The sequence below is a fragment of the Myxococcus sp. CA056 genome (genome assembly GCF_013336715.1).
Taxonomy (GTDB): domain Bacteria; phylum Myxococcota; class Myxococcia; order Myxococcales; family Myxococcaceae; genus Myxococcus; species Myxococcus llanfairpwllgwyngyllgogerychwyrndrobwllllantysiliogogogochensis.
Window position 1 is genome coordinate 897549 of the sequence record NZ_JABUMT010000001.1, and the last position, 14640, is coordinate 912188.

General features: G+C 71.1%; 11 protein-coding genes. 4 read left to right on the forward strand and 7 right to left on the reverse strand.

What is annotated here, in order from left to right; translation table 11 throughout:
- Positions 1 to 3 precede the first annotated feature (3 nt).
- Positions 4 to 570 (forward strand): imm11 family protein, encoded by a 567-nt coding sequence (locus tag HUA76_RS03640; RefSeq protein WP_174460008.1) that lies wholly within the window; start codon positions 4 to 6, stop codon positions 568 to 570.
- A gap of 14 nt (positions 571 to 584) precedes the next feature.
- Here HUA76_RS03640 and HUA76_RS03645 read toward each other — a convergent pair whose 3' ends face one another.
- The 6 genes from HUA76_RS03645 to HUA76_RS03670 all read right to left on the reverse strand — a co-directional run bounded on the left by HUA76_RS03645 (position 585) and on the right by HUA76_RS03670 (position 7514).
- Positions 585 to 827, reverse strand: coding sequence for a hypothetical protein (locus tag HUA76_RS03645; RefSeq protein ID WP_174460009.1), 243 nt, complete (start codon positions 825 to 827; stop codon positions 585 to 587).
- Between the two features lie 62 nt (positions 828 to 889).
- Positions 890 to 1615: a hypothetical protein gene (locus HUA76_RS03650; RefSeq protein WP_217439211.1), complete on the reverse strand. Its 726-nt coding sequence runs from the start codon at positions 1613 to 1615 to the stop codon at positions 890 to 892.
- Positions 1615 to 3576: a serine/threonine-protein kinase gene (locus HUA76_RS03655; RefSeq protein ID WP_254613972.1), complete on the reverse strand. Its 1962-nt coding sequence runs from the start codon at positions 3574 to 3576 to the stop codon at positions 1615 to 1617. The genes HUA76_RS03650 and HUA76_RS03655 overlap by 1 nt, the downstream gene beginning before the upstream one ends.
- A gap of 106 nt (positions 3577 to 3682) precedes the next feature.
- Complete coding sequence (locus HUA76_RS45085) at positions 3683 to 4690, reverse strand: hypothetical protein (protein ID WP_254613973.1); 1008 nt, start codon at positions 4688 to 4690, stop codon at positions 3683 to 3685.
- A 106-nt stretch (positions 4691 to 4796) separates the two neighbouring features.
- The gene (locus HUA76_RS03665) at positions 4797 to 5531 is read right to left on the reverse strand and encodes a Dickkopf N-terminal cysteine-rich domain-containing protein (protein WP_174460012.1); all 735 of its coding nucleotides are present in this window, start codon (positions 5529 to 5531) and stop codon (positions 4797 to 4799) included.
- A gap of 213 nt (positions 5532 to 5744) precedes the next feature.
- Positions 5745 to 7514, reverse strand: coding sequence for a sigma 54-interacting transcriptional regulator (locus HUA76_RS03670; protein WP_254613974.1), 1770 nt, complete (start codon positions 7512 to 7514; stop codon positions 5745 to 5747).
- Between the two features lie 107 nt (positions 7515 to 7621).
- Between HUA76_RS03670 and HUA76_RS03675 the strand changes: the two genes are divergently transcribed.
- Complete coding sequence (locus HUA76_RS03675) at positions 7622 to 9034, forward strand: NAD-dependent succinate-semialdehyde dehydrogenase (RefSeq protein ID WP_174460013.1); 1413 nt, start codon at positions 7622 to 7624, stop codon at positions 9032 to 9034.
- A gap of 3 nt (positions 9035 to 9037) precedes the next feature.
- On the opposite strand, the gene HUA76_RS03680 is transcribed toward HUA76_RS03675, so the two are convergent.
- Positions 9038 to 10042, reverse strand: a complete 1005-nt coding sequence (locus HUA76_RS03680) for a hypothetical protein (protein ID WP_371823422.1) — start codon at positions 10040 to 10042, stop codon at positions 9038 to 9040.
- A 140-nt stretch (positions 10043 to 10182) separates the two neighbouring features.
- On the opposite strand from HUA76_RS03680, the gene HUA76_RS03685 reads away from it, so the two are divergent.
- Positions 10183 to 13137, forward strand: coding sequence for a sigma-54 dependent transcriptional regulator (locus HUA76_RS03685; RefSeq protein ID WP_141648500.1), 2955 nt, complete (start codon positions 10183 to 10185; stop codon positions 13135 to 13137).
- Positions 13138 to 13663: 526 nt separating this feature from the next.
- Positions 13664 to 14638: a heme A synthase gene (locus tag HUA76_RS03690; RefSeq protein WP_174460014.1), complete on the forward strand. Its 975-nt coding sequence runs from the start codon at positions 13664 to 13666 to the stop codon at positions 14636 to 14638.
- Positions 14639 to 14640: the final 2 nt, after the last annotated feature.

Below are 14640 nucleotides of genomic sequence, written 5' to 3' on the forward strand. Positions count from 1 at the left end.
ACCATGCCCACTCGATTCTTCGACCTTGCCGAGAACGTTCAGGCCGGGAGCTGGTACCTGGGGGACCCCGAAGACGAACGCGGCCAGGAAGTGGAGGACCCCTGGGTCTTCAGGGCGGGGCGGCCCGTCCAGCTCAAAGGCCCTCTGAAAGTACCCATCGACGAGCCAGGCAAGGCGCTGGACTTCTCCACGGCGGGCGCGGGCGTGACGCCTGTGGTCCACGTCAGGGTGGCTGAGATTTTCAAGGAACTGGCCCCCGATGACGTGCAGTTCATCCCCGTGGACATCAAGGGGCACCCGGACCAGTACCTCATCCTCGTGGCCACGAAGCTCATCCGCTGCATCGATGACGCAGCGTCCAAGGTGCAGCATTGGAAGCCAGAGGATGGACTCCCCGAGAAGGTAGGCCAGTACTACGCCGTCGATGACATGCGCATCGACCTCGGAAAAGTGGGAGATGCCAAGGTCTTCCGCACGGAAGGATGGGACATCGCGCTCATCGTCTCCGAGGGCATCAAGATGGCTTTGGAGCGAGCGAAGGCTACCGGCGTGAAGTTCTCGCAGGTGTAGCTTCTTGGGGTCTTCTACCTGCCCAGCCGGAGCCGGTCCTGCCCCGCGCTGCCCAGGGCCGCGCCGAACACGCAGAAGAAGTGCAGCACGATTCCGGGGAACAAGAAGAACCAGTACCCCGCGCCGACGAAGCAGAACCACAGGATGGCCCGGAACAACTGGCCCTTATAGAGCTGGCCCAGGCCCGGGATGAAGAACGACAACACCCCGGCAATCAGGGGGTTGAAGCGGCGCTCGCGGATGATGTCGGTGGTCATGTTGGCCTCCAGTCCTCCGCTCTTAAAAGCGGGCTCCCCGAAACGAAAATCCCGCCCGTCCCTCAGGGCACCGGGCGAGCAGACGGGGCCGGCGTCAACACCATCCCATCCAGGACACCATACGCATACGCCGCCGCGAAGGCATAGGCCCCCACCAGGTACGTCACGTTGAGCGTCCGCGCCGTCCCCGCGTCACTCGCGCTGTAGCGTCCGTCCGCCCCCCGCATCGAGAGCGAGGTCCCCAGCGAGACTCCCGCCACCACGAGCCCCAACCCCTGCGTCACCGCCAGCGCCGCCCCCATCCCCGAGCGCCCGTGCTTGAAGTGCCCCACACCAAAGGGCGCCAGATACCAGGCGCGAGTCAGCGTCGGCGAGGCAGGCACCTCGACCCGTTGCACGGCCTCGACGATGGGTGTCGGCGGCGGGAGCAGCCGAGGACGCCGCTCCGCGCTCAGCTCCGCGATGCGCGTCTGGTGCTGGGCACGCGCGTGCTCCACGAACGCAAGGAAGTCCGGCGGATACAGCAACGGGTCCAGCACCGAGTCACCGTGCACGGCCAACCCTCGCACCACCTCATCCTCCGCGCGGGCGAGCTCTTCTTGCGCGTGGAAGGTGGCCGCGAGCAGCAGGTGCGCCTCCGCCTCCAGCACGTCCCCATCGAGCCGCAGCGGATAGAGCAGGGACTCCAGCTCGGCACGGGCCCGCGGTAGCTCGCCGGACTGGTAGGCACCGCGCGCGCCGTCGAGCGGAGACGCCGCGAGCACCATCATCACCAGGGCCGCGCTCATCACTGCGTCACGTCCAGCGCCACTTCGAGACGACGACCCGCGACCACGTCCACCTCTCGCTGCAAGGGCAGCGCACCCGCGCGGCGCGCCGTCACCGTGTGTCGCCCATGCTCGACCGGCACTGGACCCGAGAGAGGCGCGACGCCCACCTCCCGGCCGTCCACGAAGAGTCGCGCACCCTCGGGAGCGAGGATGAACACCTCCGCCTTGCGCAATGACAACACCACGTCACGCGTCACCGTCTCCCCGGGAGCGAGCGTCACCTCCACGTTGACCTCGTCACACAGGGAGTTGACGAAGCGCAACTGGTAGGTCCCCGCTGGCAGCGAGAGCTCACGCACGCGAGGCGTGTAGCCCCGACTCTCGCCGTTCACGAACACCTCCGCCCACGGGCGCGCCGTCACCTTCAGCACCGCGGGACGCGCGGGGACGGAGGTTCCCACGCCAGGACCTGTTGTCGTCGGCACCGGGGACGAAGAGGCATCAGAGCCGGGGGTTCCCATGTCCGAGCCCTTCGTCGGCACTGGGGACTGGGAGGCATCAACGGATTCCCCTCTCGTCGAACGTCTCGTCGGCACGGGCTTCGCGGAAGCCACTTCCCCCGAACGACCCCGTGCTCGCCAGGCCTCCCGTATCTGGAGGTCTGAGTTCGGCGCAGGCACCTCATCACCGGTGGGAGCGCCAGGCAGCGCGGCGGCGGAAGTGGAGGAGCCATCAACGGGCCGCTGCTCTGGAGCCACCTGCCCTGACGGAGACTCCGCTCCACGCGACGGCGTCTCACCGTCGACTCCCTGTGGCGCCCCCGTCGCGATGGGGTCCTCATCGGCCCGAGGCGCGGACTTCGCGCGCTCGCCAGGCACGGTGACGCCCGCCACCTCCACACCGGAGGGCTCAACCCCGCTCCGTCGAGCGAGCGTCCATCCACCCCACCCCACCGTCGCGCAGAGCACGAGCCCCACGCCCACGGCACCAGTCCTCCACCCGGAGCGCCTCGGCCGCTCGCGCAGCAACGCCACCACCTCGGCGGAAGTCGGCTCCAGCACCAGCGCGGCGTTGAGCACCTTCGCGGCCCGCGCACCCTCGCCGCGCGCCAGCAGTCCGCGCCCTTCCCCCAGCAACCGCTCGAAGCGCGCCCGGCGCCACTTCGTGACACCTGCCACCGGATTCCCGAAGAACTCCCGAGCCACATCCGCGGGAGGTCCCACCCTTCGCTGGAGCAACTCCTCCAACTCCGACGCCAGCACAGCCCCGTCACGAGGCCTGTCCCGCACGTCCTTCGCCAGACACCGTGCCACCAGTGACGCCAGCGGCTCGGGCGTTCCCGGCACCACCTCCGTCAACGACGGCGCCTCCTTCGTCATCACCGACGCGGCCAGGTGCGCCGCGCCCTTGCCCGCGTGCGGCGTCGTGCCCGAGCACAGCTCGAACAGGATGACACCCACCGCATACACATCCGAGGCGGGCGAGTACGCGCCCGTGTCGATGCGCTCGGGCGCCATGTACGGCAGCGAGCCCGTCACCGCGCCGGTACTCGTGAGTCGCTCCTGGTCCTCCAGCGCGGCGAGGCCGAAGTCCGCCAGCTTCAGCGGCCCTCCCTCCGCCACCAGCACGTTGTCCGGCTTCACGTCGCGGTGGACGATGCCGTGCGCGTGCGCCGCCGCCAGCGCCCGGGCGAGCTCCCAGCCCAGCACCATCACCGCCTCGGGCGGCACCGGCGAAAGCCTCCCCGCCAGCGCGCGCAGGTCCTCGCCCCGCACCCACTCGCAGACGAGGAACGGACCATGGGCGCCATCCTCGCCGTAGTCGTGGACCTCCAGGACGTTGGGATGGTGGAGGGAAGCCGCAAGCTCCGCTTCCCTGCGGAAGCGCTCCGCGCGACCCGTGCCGCCTCCCGGATGCATCCGCTTCAATGCCACCGGGCGCGACAGCCGCAGGTCCGTGGCCAGGAAGACCGTGGCCATTCCCCCACGCCCCAACTCCCGATCGAGTCGGTAGCGGCCCGCAAGCACCTCACCCGTCATCACCCGGGCATTCTCGGGGAGCGGGCCCCCGCGAGCAACTCGGGGATTACAGCGACAGCCGACAGGCCTTCGTGTCCCCCGCCTGCTCGCAGGCCCCCACCGCGCCCCCAGGACAATCCCGGTCCAGCCGGCAAGGCTGCCGACACCGCAAGGCCGCCCCCGACGACAGGCACACGCTACACGGCGAGCAGTCCATCGAGTTCTCGCAGACCTCCCCCACCGACGTCGGCGCGCCCGAGCACGCCTGCACGCACAGCCCGTCTGGAGCGCACTGGTAGCCCGGCTCGCAGAGGCCGCCACCCGCATTCGGGTTGCACTTCTCCTCGCACCGCAGCCGCTCCCTGGGACACCCCGCGAAGGTGGGACATTCGAGCGAGTCCACGCACGCCTCCCCCAGTCGAGGCCCCACGACACACTCCTCGTTCGCGCACCGTCGCCCAGCCCGACACGTGAAGTCCGACGCACACGTCAGGGTGCACTTCGAGTCCTCGCAGGCCGCGGCCGAATCCGCGCACTCACACGCCCGCGAGCACGCACCGCCCACCGCCACCGTGCTCGAACACCCCGCGTCCGGCGTCCCACACCCCGTGCCCGTGCAGCCTCCATCCGGCGTCCCACACCCCGTGCCCGTGCAGCCTCCGTCCCCGGACGTCGTCACCGGCACACAAGCAGTCAGTGGCTCGACCACCTGGGGCACCGCGCCACAGCCGTACCCCGGACGAGCACAGTCCTCGCCACAGGCCCGCAGGCACTGCCCCAGCTCCGTCGCGCACACGGTGCCTCGCGGACAGTCCCGCGCCTCGGAGCACTCCCGCAGGCAATACCCGCCCGGAAAGCCCAGGCCGCAGGTCAGCCCCGCGCCACACTCCGAATCCGCGCCACAGGCCTCCCCCACCCGCTCCGAGTCCACGGGTTCACAGCCACCCCGCACACAGACCTGTCCCTGGGAACAACCCTGGGACTCGTCGCAGCGGATGCGGATGTCGAGCGGACAGCCCGGCGCGACGAGCAACACGAGCGCGGGCAGCAATAAGAGCAGGAGGAGGCGGCGCATCACCAAGGCCCGGTCGACTCTACGCGGAGGGAGGCTCGAAGCGCAGCCCCCCACACCGAAGGGCCCCGTGCCCCCCGACGCGGGAACACAGGGCCACTTCCGCTCACTACATGCAGGTGCCGAGGACGCCCGGCGCGGAGAAGCACTGGCCGCTCTTGCAGTGCGCGTTCTCCGAGCACGGGAAGCCGAAGGCACCCGGGCTGCAGAAACCGAGGACCGCGCCCGTGAAGGGCTTCACGCAGCTCCACGACGAGGGGCAGTTCGAGTTGTCACGGCAAATCCCCTGCATGCAGAAGCGGCCCTTGTTGGCCAGGTAGCCGTCGTTGCACACCGCGCCGCCCAGGCCCGTGGGGCACGCACCGTCCTCGGCGCACGGCGCGAAGCTGGCGCAGTACGGCTGCCGCGAGCCGTCGTCATCCGGGTCCAGACAGACGGAGTAGTTGTCGCAGCCGTCCTTGAAGTCGCTCGTCTCCGGGTTGCACGAAGGCGGGTTGGCCGGAGGCGCCAGACTGCACAGGCCCTCGATGCAGACCTGGTTGCTCAGGCACTGGCTGTTGGAGGTGCACGTCGGCACGTTCTTGCTCTTGCAGTAGGAGGCCAGGGTGCCCGTGTCCTCGGCGTCGCAGTACTGGTCCGCCGCGCAGTTGGCGTTCGACTGACAGCCAAGCGCACACAGGCCGTTGAAGCAGAACTGCCCGGAGGGACAGGCCTTGCTCGCGCTGCACAGCGCGCCGCTCTGCTCGCTGGGGTTCTCGTCGGGCCCCCCGCCGTCATCGTCCTTCGTGCTGCCACAGCCCACGACCGCCAGCGCCAGGAACAGCCCCATCACGAAATGCTTCATGTTCGTCTCCCCGAGGTTCGGTTGCACCGTGGCGGCCCTCCGCCAGCGTGCGATGACGACCCCCATCGCAACGGGCGTGCCGCGGCCTCGCGAGACACCGAATCGCCCCGATTCCACGGGGTTGCATGACGGCCCCGGCCCTCGGAGGACCCGGCGCCGGGGGAAACGTGCCAGGACTGGCACGCGGACAGGGCCTCCCGAGGAGGCGGCCTGTCAGTCCCCCTCGCCCAGGTAGCGGAACAGCGAGCGCAGGCCGATGCCCAGCGCCGCCGCCGCGTCCTTCTTGCTGCCGCCACAGCGGGCAATCGCCTCGCGCACGTAGCGCTGGACGAACGCCTCCCGCGCATCCTCCAGGGGAACCATCGGCGTGGCGTCACCGCCCAGCTCCAGGTCCTCGGGCCTCAGCAGTTCGTCCGTCGCCAGCACCGCCGCGCGACGCACCCGGGACGCCAGCTCCCGCACGTTGCCGGGAAAGGGATGGCCACGCAGCGCCTCCGTGGCCTTCTGCGTGAAGCCTCGCGCCTTGCGCGACTCCTGCGTCAGCACGTGGTGGGCGATGAGCAACACGTCGTCACCGCGCTCTCGCAGCGGCGGCACATCCACTCGCACTTCCTCCAGCCGGAAGCGCAGGTCCGCGCGGAAGCCACCGCGTCGCACCGCCTCCTCCAGCGCCACGTGCGTCGCCGACACCACGCGCACGTCCACCTTGCGCGGCTGGTGCTCACCCAACCTCGTCACCTCGCGCTCCTGCACCACGCGCAAGAGGCGCGTCTGGAGCGACAGCGGCATGTCCCCAATCTCATCCAGGAAGAGGGTGCCTCCGTCGGCCGCCTCCACCAGTCCCGCCCGCTCCGAGCCCGCGCCGGTGAAGGCGCCACGCGCATGGCCGAACAGCTCGCGCTCGATGAGGCTCTCCGGCAGCGCCGCGCAGTTGATGGCCACCAGCCGTCCGCGCCGCCCGCTGCGCCGATGGAGCGCCCGCGCCACCAGCTCCTTGCCTGTCCCCGTCTCGCCTTCGATGAGGACGTTGAGCGGGGTGGGCCCCAGTCGCTCCACCTGACGGTACAGCGCGCGCATCGCCGGGGACTCGCCGATGAGCCCTTCGAACGTCGCGGCTTCGATGCGACGGGTGAGGCCGTCCACTTGCGCGCGCAGCTCCGTCAATTCGCGCCGGGTCGACAGGAGCAGCGCCGTCAGCGAGCAGAGCGCCATGGCCTCCTCCAGCTCCACCGACGAGAAGGCCGGCGCACCGAGTCGTCGCCCCAGGTACACCACCGACAGCGGCACCGACTCCACGCGCAGCGGCACCACCAGCGCGGAGCCCAGCCGCAGGGCCTCCAGGCTCGGCGCCCTCGCCAGCGCCGCGTCCGCTTCCACGTCCGCCACCCGCACCGGCGCGCCCGACGTCAGCACCCGGTCCACCAGGCTGTCCACCACCGCCGCATCGGGGCTGGTGCCCGTGGCGCACAGCACGCGCCGGGGCCCCTCGCGAGAGTCCGCGGTGACGAGGAAGCCCACGTCCGCGCCCACCACGTCGGCGAGCCCCCGCATCGCCACCTCCAGCAGCTCCAGAGGAGGGCGCTGCACGAGCAGCCGCGAGGACAGCTCCGCCAGCACCGCCACCAGCCGGCCGTCCCGCCGAGGTGCCACCTCCACCGCGTCGCGTGCGACGGGCTCCACCGCGTCGACGAGTTCCAGCTCCACCGTGCCCACGCGGAAGCGGTCCCCGGGTTCCAGCGGCGCCAGGTCCACGCGCTTGCCTCGGACCTTGATGTCGCAGCCCTTGCCCGCCGGGGACACGCTCCAACCTCGCGCGTCGCGGAACAGCAGCGCGTGGCTCGGCTTCACGCCGGGCGCGCTGAGCACGGCGTCGCAGGTGGCATCAGAGCCCACGGAGACGACGGGCTTGTCCAGCGGGAGACGGCGGCCGTCGGGGAGGACCAGGAGCTGGGGCATGGCGGGAGCGGAGCGACTCTGTCGCATATCAGGAATGTGGGAGGCGGGCGCGTGCGGGGCCTGACGCTCCCTCCAGCGAGGCATTGTCCGGACGCATCCGGCTGCTATCACAGGGCCCCCGGAAGGAGCTTCCCATGGCCATCGCCACCATCGACCCGACGACGGGCAAGACGCTGCGCACGTTCAACGCCCTCACCCCGGCCGAGCTGGAGTTGAAGCTCCAGCTGTCCGCGGACACGTTCCGCGACTATCGCCAGACGTCCTTCGCCGAGCGCGCCCGATGGATGCGCCGCGCCGCGGAGTTGCTGGACGCGGAGGCGGAGCGCTTCGGCCGCATCATGACGGAGGAGATGGGCAAGCCGCTGGAGGCCGCGAAGGCCGAGGCTCGCAAGTGCGCCACCGCCTGCCGCTACTACGTGGCCAAGGCGGAGGGGCTGCTCAAGGACCGGCCCATCGAAGTGGGCGGCGACACCGCCTTCGTCCGCTACCAGCCGCTGGGCCCGGTGCTGGCCATCATGCCGTGGAACTTCCCCTTCTGGCAGGTGGTGCGCTTCGCCGCCCCCGCGCTGATGGCGGGCAACGTGGGCCTGCTCAAGCACGCGCACAACGTCCCCCAATGCGCGCTCGCGCTGGAGGAGGTCTTCCTGCAGGCGGGCTTCCCGGCCGGCTCCTTCCAGACACTGCTCATCGAGACGGCGGACGTGAATCGCGTCATCGAGGACCCGCGCGTGCGAGCCGTGACGCTCACCGGCAGCGAGGCCGCGGGCCGCTCGGTGGGGGCGTCCGCGGGCAGGTCCCTCAAGAAGGTGGTGCTGGAGCTGGGCGGCAGCGACCCGTTCGTCGTCATGCCCAGCGCGGACCTGGACAAGGCCGTGGAGACCGCGGTGTCCGCGCGCCTCATCAACAACGGCCAGTCCTGCATCGCCGCCAAGCGCTTCATCATCGCCGAGCCCATCGCCGCCGAGTTCGAGCGCCGCTTCGTGGAGCGCATGAAGCGCGTCACCGTGGGCGACCCCACGGACCCGAAGACAGACGTGGGTCCCCTGGCGACGGAGGGCATCCTCAAGGGCCTGCACGCGCAGGTGGAGCAGAGCGTGAAGGCCGGGGCGCGCCTGCTGCTCGGCGGCAAGCCGCTGGAGCGTCCGGGGAACTTCTACCCGCCCACCGTGCTCGCGGACCCGCCCCCCAACGCGCCCGCCTTCCATGACGAGCTGTTCGGCCCGGTGGCCACGCTGCTGCGAGCGCGCGACGTGAAACACGCCATCGAGCTGGCGAACGCGACGCCCTTCGGCCTGGGCGCCAGCGTGTGGACGAAGGACGCGGCGGAGCAGCGCCAGTTCATCGACGGCGTCGAGGCGGGCATGGTGTTCGTCAACGAGATGGTCGTCTCGGACGCACGGCTGCCCTTCGGCGGCGTGAAGAACTCCGGCCACGGGCGCGAGCTGGCCGACCTGGGCATCCACGAGTTCCTCAACGCCAAGACGGTGCGCGTGGCCAGCACGTCCGGAGGCGAGTCGTCGCCCAAGGGCCGCGCCCTCAGCGAGTAACCCTCAGCGCGTGCGCACCCGGTCATCGGGCGGGCGGTGGACCTCCTCCAGCGCCTGCGTCACGGCCTCCACTTCAGAGCCCAGTTGCTCCACGCTCTGGCGCAGGCCCAACCCGGCGATGTCCTCGCCGGCCGCGTCCGCCGAGCGCACCCGCAGCACCTGCGCGTACAGCCCCTCCAGCGTGTAGTAGAGCCGCGTGTGCTCGGCCTCCAGGCGGTCCGCCGCCGTGGCCAGCTCCGCGCGCTGTTCCCGCTGGGCGTCGAGCGCCGTCAGAGCGCCTCGCAGCCGCTCGCGCACCACCGCGTCCTTCTCCGCCTCCACCCGCGCCGCCAGGGCCTGACGCTCCTCCTCCAGCCGACGCGCCTCCTCCGGTGTCGCGAGCGCTCGCAGCTCCCGCTCCCGGCGCGCCAGCGCGTGACACCCCTGGCGCAGCGCCTCCACCGTGCGCTCCGGCGCATGCACCACCTCGCGCAGCACCGCGGGTCCCTGGCCCAACTCCGCGAGCAGTCGCGAACACAACGCGTCCACCCGGGCCGTCCTCGGGTCCTCGGGGGCTCCTGAGACCTCGGCCTGCTTCTCCGGTGCCTGCTCCGGCAGCCGGGGCCCCTGCTCATCCGAAGGGCGCTTCAGGTACTTCGCCGCGACGAGGAAGAAGCCCAGCGCCACGAAGACGAGCCACCACAACCGCCGGGGCTGCCCCATCGCCAGGAACAGGCACGTGGTCGCCACCGCGATGAAGCCCGCGGCCTTCCCCGGGTCCCTGGAGCGCTGGGAGGAACGCCGGGTCCGCACCGCGTTGCTCGCGGCCCGCCGGGCCTCCTTCCGCCACTGCTTCTCCCACTGCCGTCGGACCTTGCGAGGAGGCAGGCGACCCGTCTTCCGGACCCACGCCTCCACGGCCGCATCCTCGCGAGCACGCCCTTCCGACAGGGCACCCTCCAACCTGCGCAGGCGCTCGTCCTGAAGCTGCGGGGAGGGAGGCGGAGGTGACTCAGGAATGCGGGGCACACGGTACGATAACGACTTCACCTCGCGACGAGGGAGGGTGAGACTTCGGGGCTAATCCGGGGAAATGCTCAATCGTTTGCATTCTCCCTGGAAAAGGCCCATGAGATTGCGTCCGCGGGGGGCACAAGGGGTTCGGTGTCGTGGAGAGCATGGAGGAAAAGGGGGAGCGCGGGGAGTTGGGCCCTGACGCCATCCGCGCCCTGCGTGGAGGGCACAGTCGTGCTGCCTTCGCCCGCATGCTCGGTGTCACCCCCCTCACCGTGTACCGCTGGGAGCTGCCGGAGTCGGCGCCCCAGGCGCGCAAGCCCCGAGGTCGGGTGGCCCAGTCGCTGCGCCAGTTGCTGGGCGCCGGTGGCCTGTCTGGTGTGTCCCGGCTCCCCTCCCTGTCCCGTCAGCCCCTGCGTCCCGAGGAGAGCGTCCGGCTCCAGCCCTGCCTGGAGCGCCTGAAGCGGGCGGAGTGGCGCGCGGCGGAGGAGGAGCTGCTGGAGCTGGGAGCCTCGGGTGTGTTGAAGACGCCGGGCGCACGGGCCCTGGCGGCGGTGGGACTCGCCCACCTTCAACGCTGGGGACGAGAGGACTGCCGGGGCGCCTTCGCCACGCTGCTGCCGCACCTGGGCGAGGCCGAGACGGGCCTGTTGCCGGAGTGGGTGGAGCTGCAGGTCCACGCGCTCGCGGCCAACCTCTACGCGTCACCGGACGGCAAGCTGTTCGACGCCACCAGGTCCGATGCGCACGTCGCTCGCGCCGAGGCGTTGATGGCGGAGCATCCGGACGCGGACGCGCGCTGCCTGTTGCGCATGGCGCAGATGGCGGGCGCCTTCTACCTGGGTGAAGCCGAGCGGGTGGCGCGCTACTCCGGCCGCGTGGCGGAAGCGCTCGCGGGCGTGACGGACCCGGCGCTGCGCCTGCTGGCCGAGGACATCTGCGCGCACGAGGAGGCCATCCGGGGCGAGGCCACGCAGGCCACGCGGCGCTTCCGCGAGGTGGCACAGGGCGCGGCGCGGCTGGGCTATGCCTTCCTGGAGGCGCGCAACCTCGCCTTCCTCGCGCAGCGCCGCCTGGATGAAGCGTGCGAGCCGGAAGAAGCGCTCCTGCTGGTGCGCCGCACGCGCGAGGCCGCGTACGGCGGACGCATGGCGCGGGGCTTCTCCTTCATCTTCGCCGCGCGCGCGGAGGCCGAGGCGCTCCTGCGACTGGCCCGCTTCACGGAAGCCGAAGCGGTGCTGGACGAGGCCGACGCGGTGGTGGCCGAGCTGAGCTGGACGCCGCTGCACCTCGCGGTGACACGCGCGCGGCTGTGGCTGACGACGAGCAAGCCCGCGGAGCTGCGCCGGCTGGCGGCGAAGCTGTCCGCGTATGACGGCTCCATCCAGCGCTCCCTCACCGGCGCCTATGCCCTCTTCGTGGAGGCCATGGCGGACCTCTCCAGCGGCCCCGCCGAGCACGCCGCCGCGGGCTTCGCCGCCGCCGGTGCGCGAAGCATGGAGCTGGGTGGCTGGCCCTACCTGCGTCGCGAGTGCCTGCTGTACGAGACGGCCGCGCGCGTCTACGCGGGCCACCGCGAGGAGGGCCGCGTGGTGCTGCGCCGCACGCGCGCCTTCCTGGAGCGGATGCCGTCCGCGTGGCACTCGGCGCTGCTGCACCGCTTCGAGGCCTTGTTGCTGGTGCTGGAGGGTCGCACCCGCGAGGCCCGCGAGCTGCTGGAGGCATCGCTGGGCACGTTCCGCCTCTCCGGCGACGTGTGCATGGCGGCCTACACGCGCAACCTCCTGGCGTGGCTGGCGAAGCACGAGGGAGACCCCGCCGCCGACGAGCTGCTGGCCGCCAGCGAGGCGGAGCTGCGCCGCCTGGGCGGCATGACTCCGCCTCCCAACTTCATTCCCCCCTCGGTGCGTCCCCCCAGCGCGAGCGCTCCGGGCACCGACAGCACTCCCGCGACGCGACTGGGCGCGGAGGCGCTGGTGGTGCCCTTCGAGCGGCTGTCCGTGCGCGGCATGGGCGCGCCCCTCATCCAGCGTGAGCTGCTGGGCGTGCTGGAGGGCCTGTTCCCCGGCTGCGCGCCGCGCCTGGAGGAAGTGGACTCCCAGGGCCGCATCACCCTGCTGGCGGGGCTGGGCACCGTGCCGAGCACAGACGAAGTGGAGTTCGGTGACGGCTGCGGACGCAGGCTGAGGCTGGGCGTCGCCGGGCCCCTGCCCGCGGATGGCCGCGCGCTGCTCACCGCGCTGTCACGGCTGGGCGGCTTCGCGCTGGAGGTGGCGACCCTGCGCGGCTTCGCGGCAGTCGACGTGGAGGCGCCAGGCCCCAACGAGTCTCCGGCGGAGGAGACGGCCCGGGACGCGGAGCTGCCGGGCTTCATCGCCGCCTCGCCCTCCATGAAGCGGATGCGCGTGGAGCTGGCGCGCCTGTCCGCCAGCCGCTCCACCGTCATCGTCACCGGCGAGTCCGGCGCGGGAAAGGAAGTCGTCGCGCGAGCGCTGCACGTGCTGTCCACCCGCTCGCAGCGCCCCTACGTCGCCTTCAACTGCGCCGCCGTCCCCAAGGAGCTCTTCGAGGGACAGTTGTTCGGCTACCGGCGCGGCTCCTTCACCGGCGCGGCGTCAGACCACCCGGGCGTGCTGCGGGCGGCCCACGGCGGCACCCTCTTCCTGGACGAGATTGGCGAGCTGCCGCTGGACGTGCAGCCCAAGCTCCTGCGCGTGCTGGAGAACGGGGAGGTGTTCCCCCTGGGCGAGACACGGCCGGTCGAGGTGGATGTGCGCGTGGTGGCGGCCACGCACCGTGACTTGAGCCAGCTGGTGCGCGAGGGCCGCTTCCGCGAGGACCTCTACTACCGGTTGCAAGTGGTGCCGGTGCGGGTGCCGCCGCTGCGCGAGCGCCGCGAGGACGTGGTGGCGCTGGCCAGACACTTCGTCCGGCAGCTCACGCCCGAGGGGCAGACACCGCCGAGGCTGGGACCGGATGCCCTGGCGGCGCTGATGGCCCACTCCTGGCCCGGCAACGTGCGCGAGCTGCGCAACGTCATCGAGCGCTCCATGGCCTATGGGCCGCTGCCGACGGTGCTGGGGGCAAAGCAGATGCGCATCGCGGGCTGAGGGTTGAGGAATCATCCCCAACCCGCGATGCGCCCCGCCCTGTTTCCCCACACCCCTGTGGGAACCCTACGAAGGCTCTGGAAGAGGTCACGCTCCGGGCCGAGGAGGGGGGGAACCGCGGCCCGAAGCGCAGTGCTGCTTCCAACGTAGCCTCTAAAAGAACACACCCACGGGCCAAAGAGGGGGGAAGCTTCGACCCTGGGTGCCGGGACCACTCGAGAGCGGTCACCTGTTCAAATCGTGTGTCGCCAGCCTCCGAAGAGGTCCGTCGCTCACTGACCATTCGTTAAGCACCATACGTGCCAGCCCTTAGGCCAATGGATCTGCTCAATGGAAATCATCCGATCGGGTAGGCAAAGGGAGCAGGTATATCCAATGGGGCGGGTGGGACATCCGTCCGGCCCTATCCGGATATGGCCTGACGCCCTGCGAGCGGGGGGGCGAGCAGGCCGGCTGATGGCCCGGTTGAAACTGGATGAGGGGGCTCGGGCAGCGGGTGGGGTCGAAGTGGGTTAAGGGGACCGCGATGACTCACGCCGCCTCGTCACGTCGGTTCCAGACCTTCAGCGTCGGAGTGCTGCTCTTCACGTTGGGGGTGATTCTGTGGGGGGCCTTCGTCCGGGCGACGGGCTCCGGCGCGGGCTGCGGTGACCACTGGCCGCACTGCAACGGCGAGGTGGTGCCCCGCGAGCCCACGGTGCAGACGCTCATCGAGTACACCCACCGGGTGACGAGCGGCCTCGTCATGCTGCTCGCGGTGGCCCTGTGCGTGTGGGCCCTTCGAGCACATGCGAAGGGGCACCCGGTGCGCAAGGCGGCGAGCTGGGCGCTGTTCTTCATGCTGACGGAGGCCCTCGTGGGCGCCGGCATCGTGTTGCTCAAGTACGTGGCGGACAACGCATCCCTGGGCCGCGCGGTGTGGATGGGCGTGCACCTGGTGAACACGTTCCTGTTGGTGGGCGCGCAGACGCTGGTCATCTGGTTCGCCCGGGGGCGCGCGCCGCTGACGTTCCGGGGCCAGGGGTGGGTGGGCGTGCTGGTGGGCACGAGCGTGGCGGGCATGTTGCTGCTCGGCGTGAGCGGCGCGGTGGCGGCGCTGGGCGACACGCTGTTCCCTTCGGAGACGCTGATGGAGGGGCTGCGCCAGGACGTGTCCGACACGGCGCATGTCTTCATCCGCCGGCGAATCCTGCACCCGGTGCTCGCGGTGTCCATGGGCGCGTTGCTGGTGCTCATCGGACGGTGGATGGCGCGGCTGCGGCCGTCGACCGAGGTGAAGCGGGCCGCGCTGGCCATCAGCATCCTCTACTCGGTGCAGCTCATGGCGGGCCTGATAAACGTGGTGCTGCTGGCGCCGGTGTGGTTGCAGTTGGTGCACCTGCTGCTGGCGGACTTCGTGTGGATGGCCGTGGTGAGCCTGTGCGCGGCGGGGCTCGCGGCCGATGCGCCGAGGGCGGAGCCGGTGGTGGAGACGGTGTCGACGCACGCGTCGCCCGTGTAGCG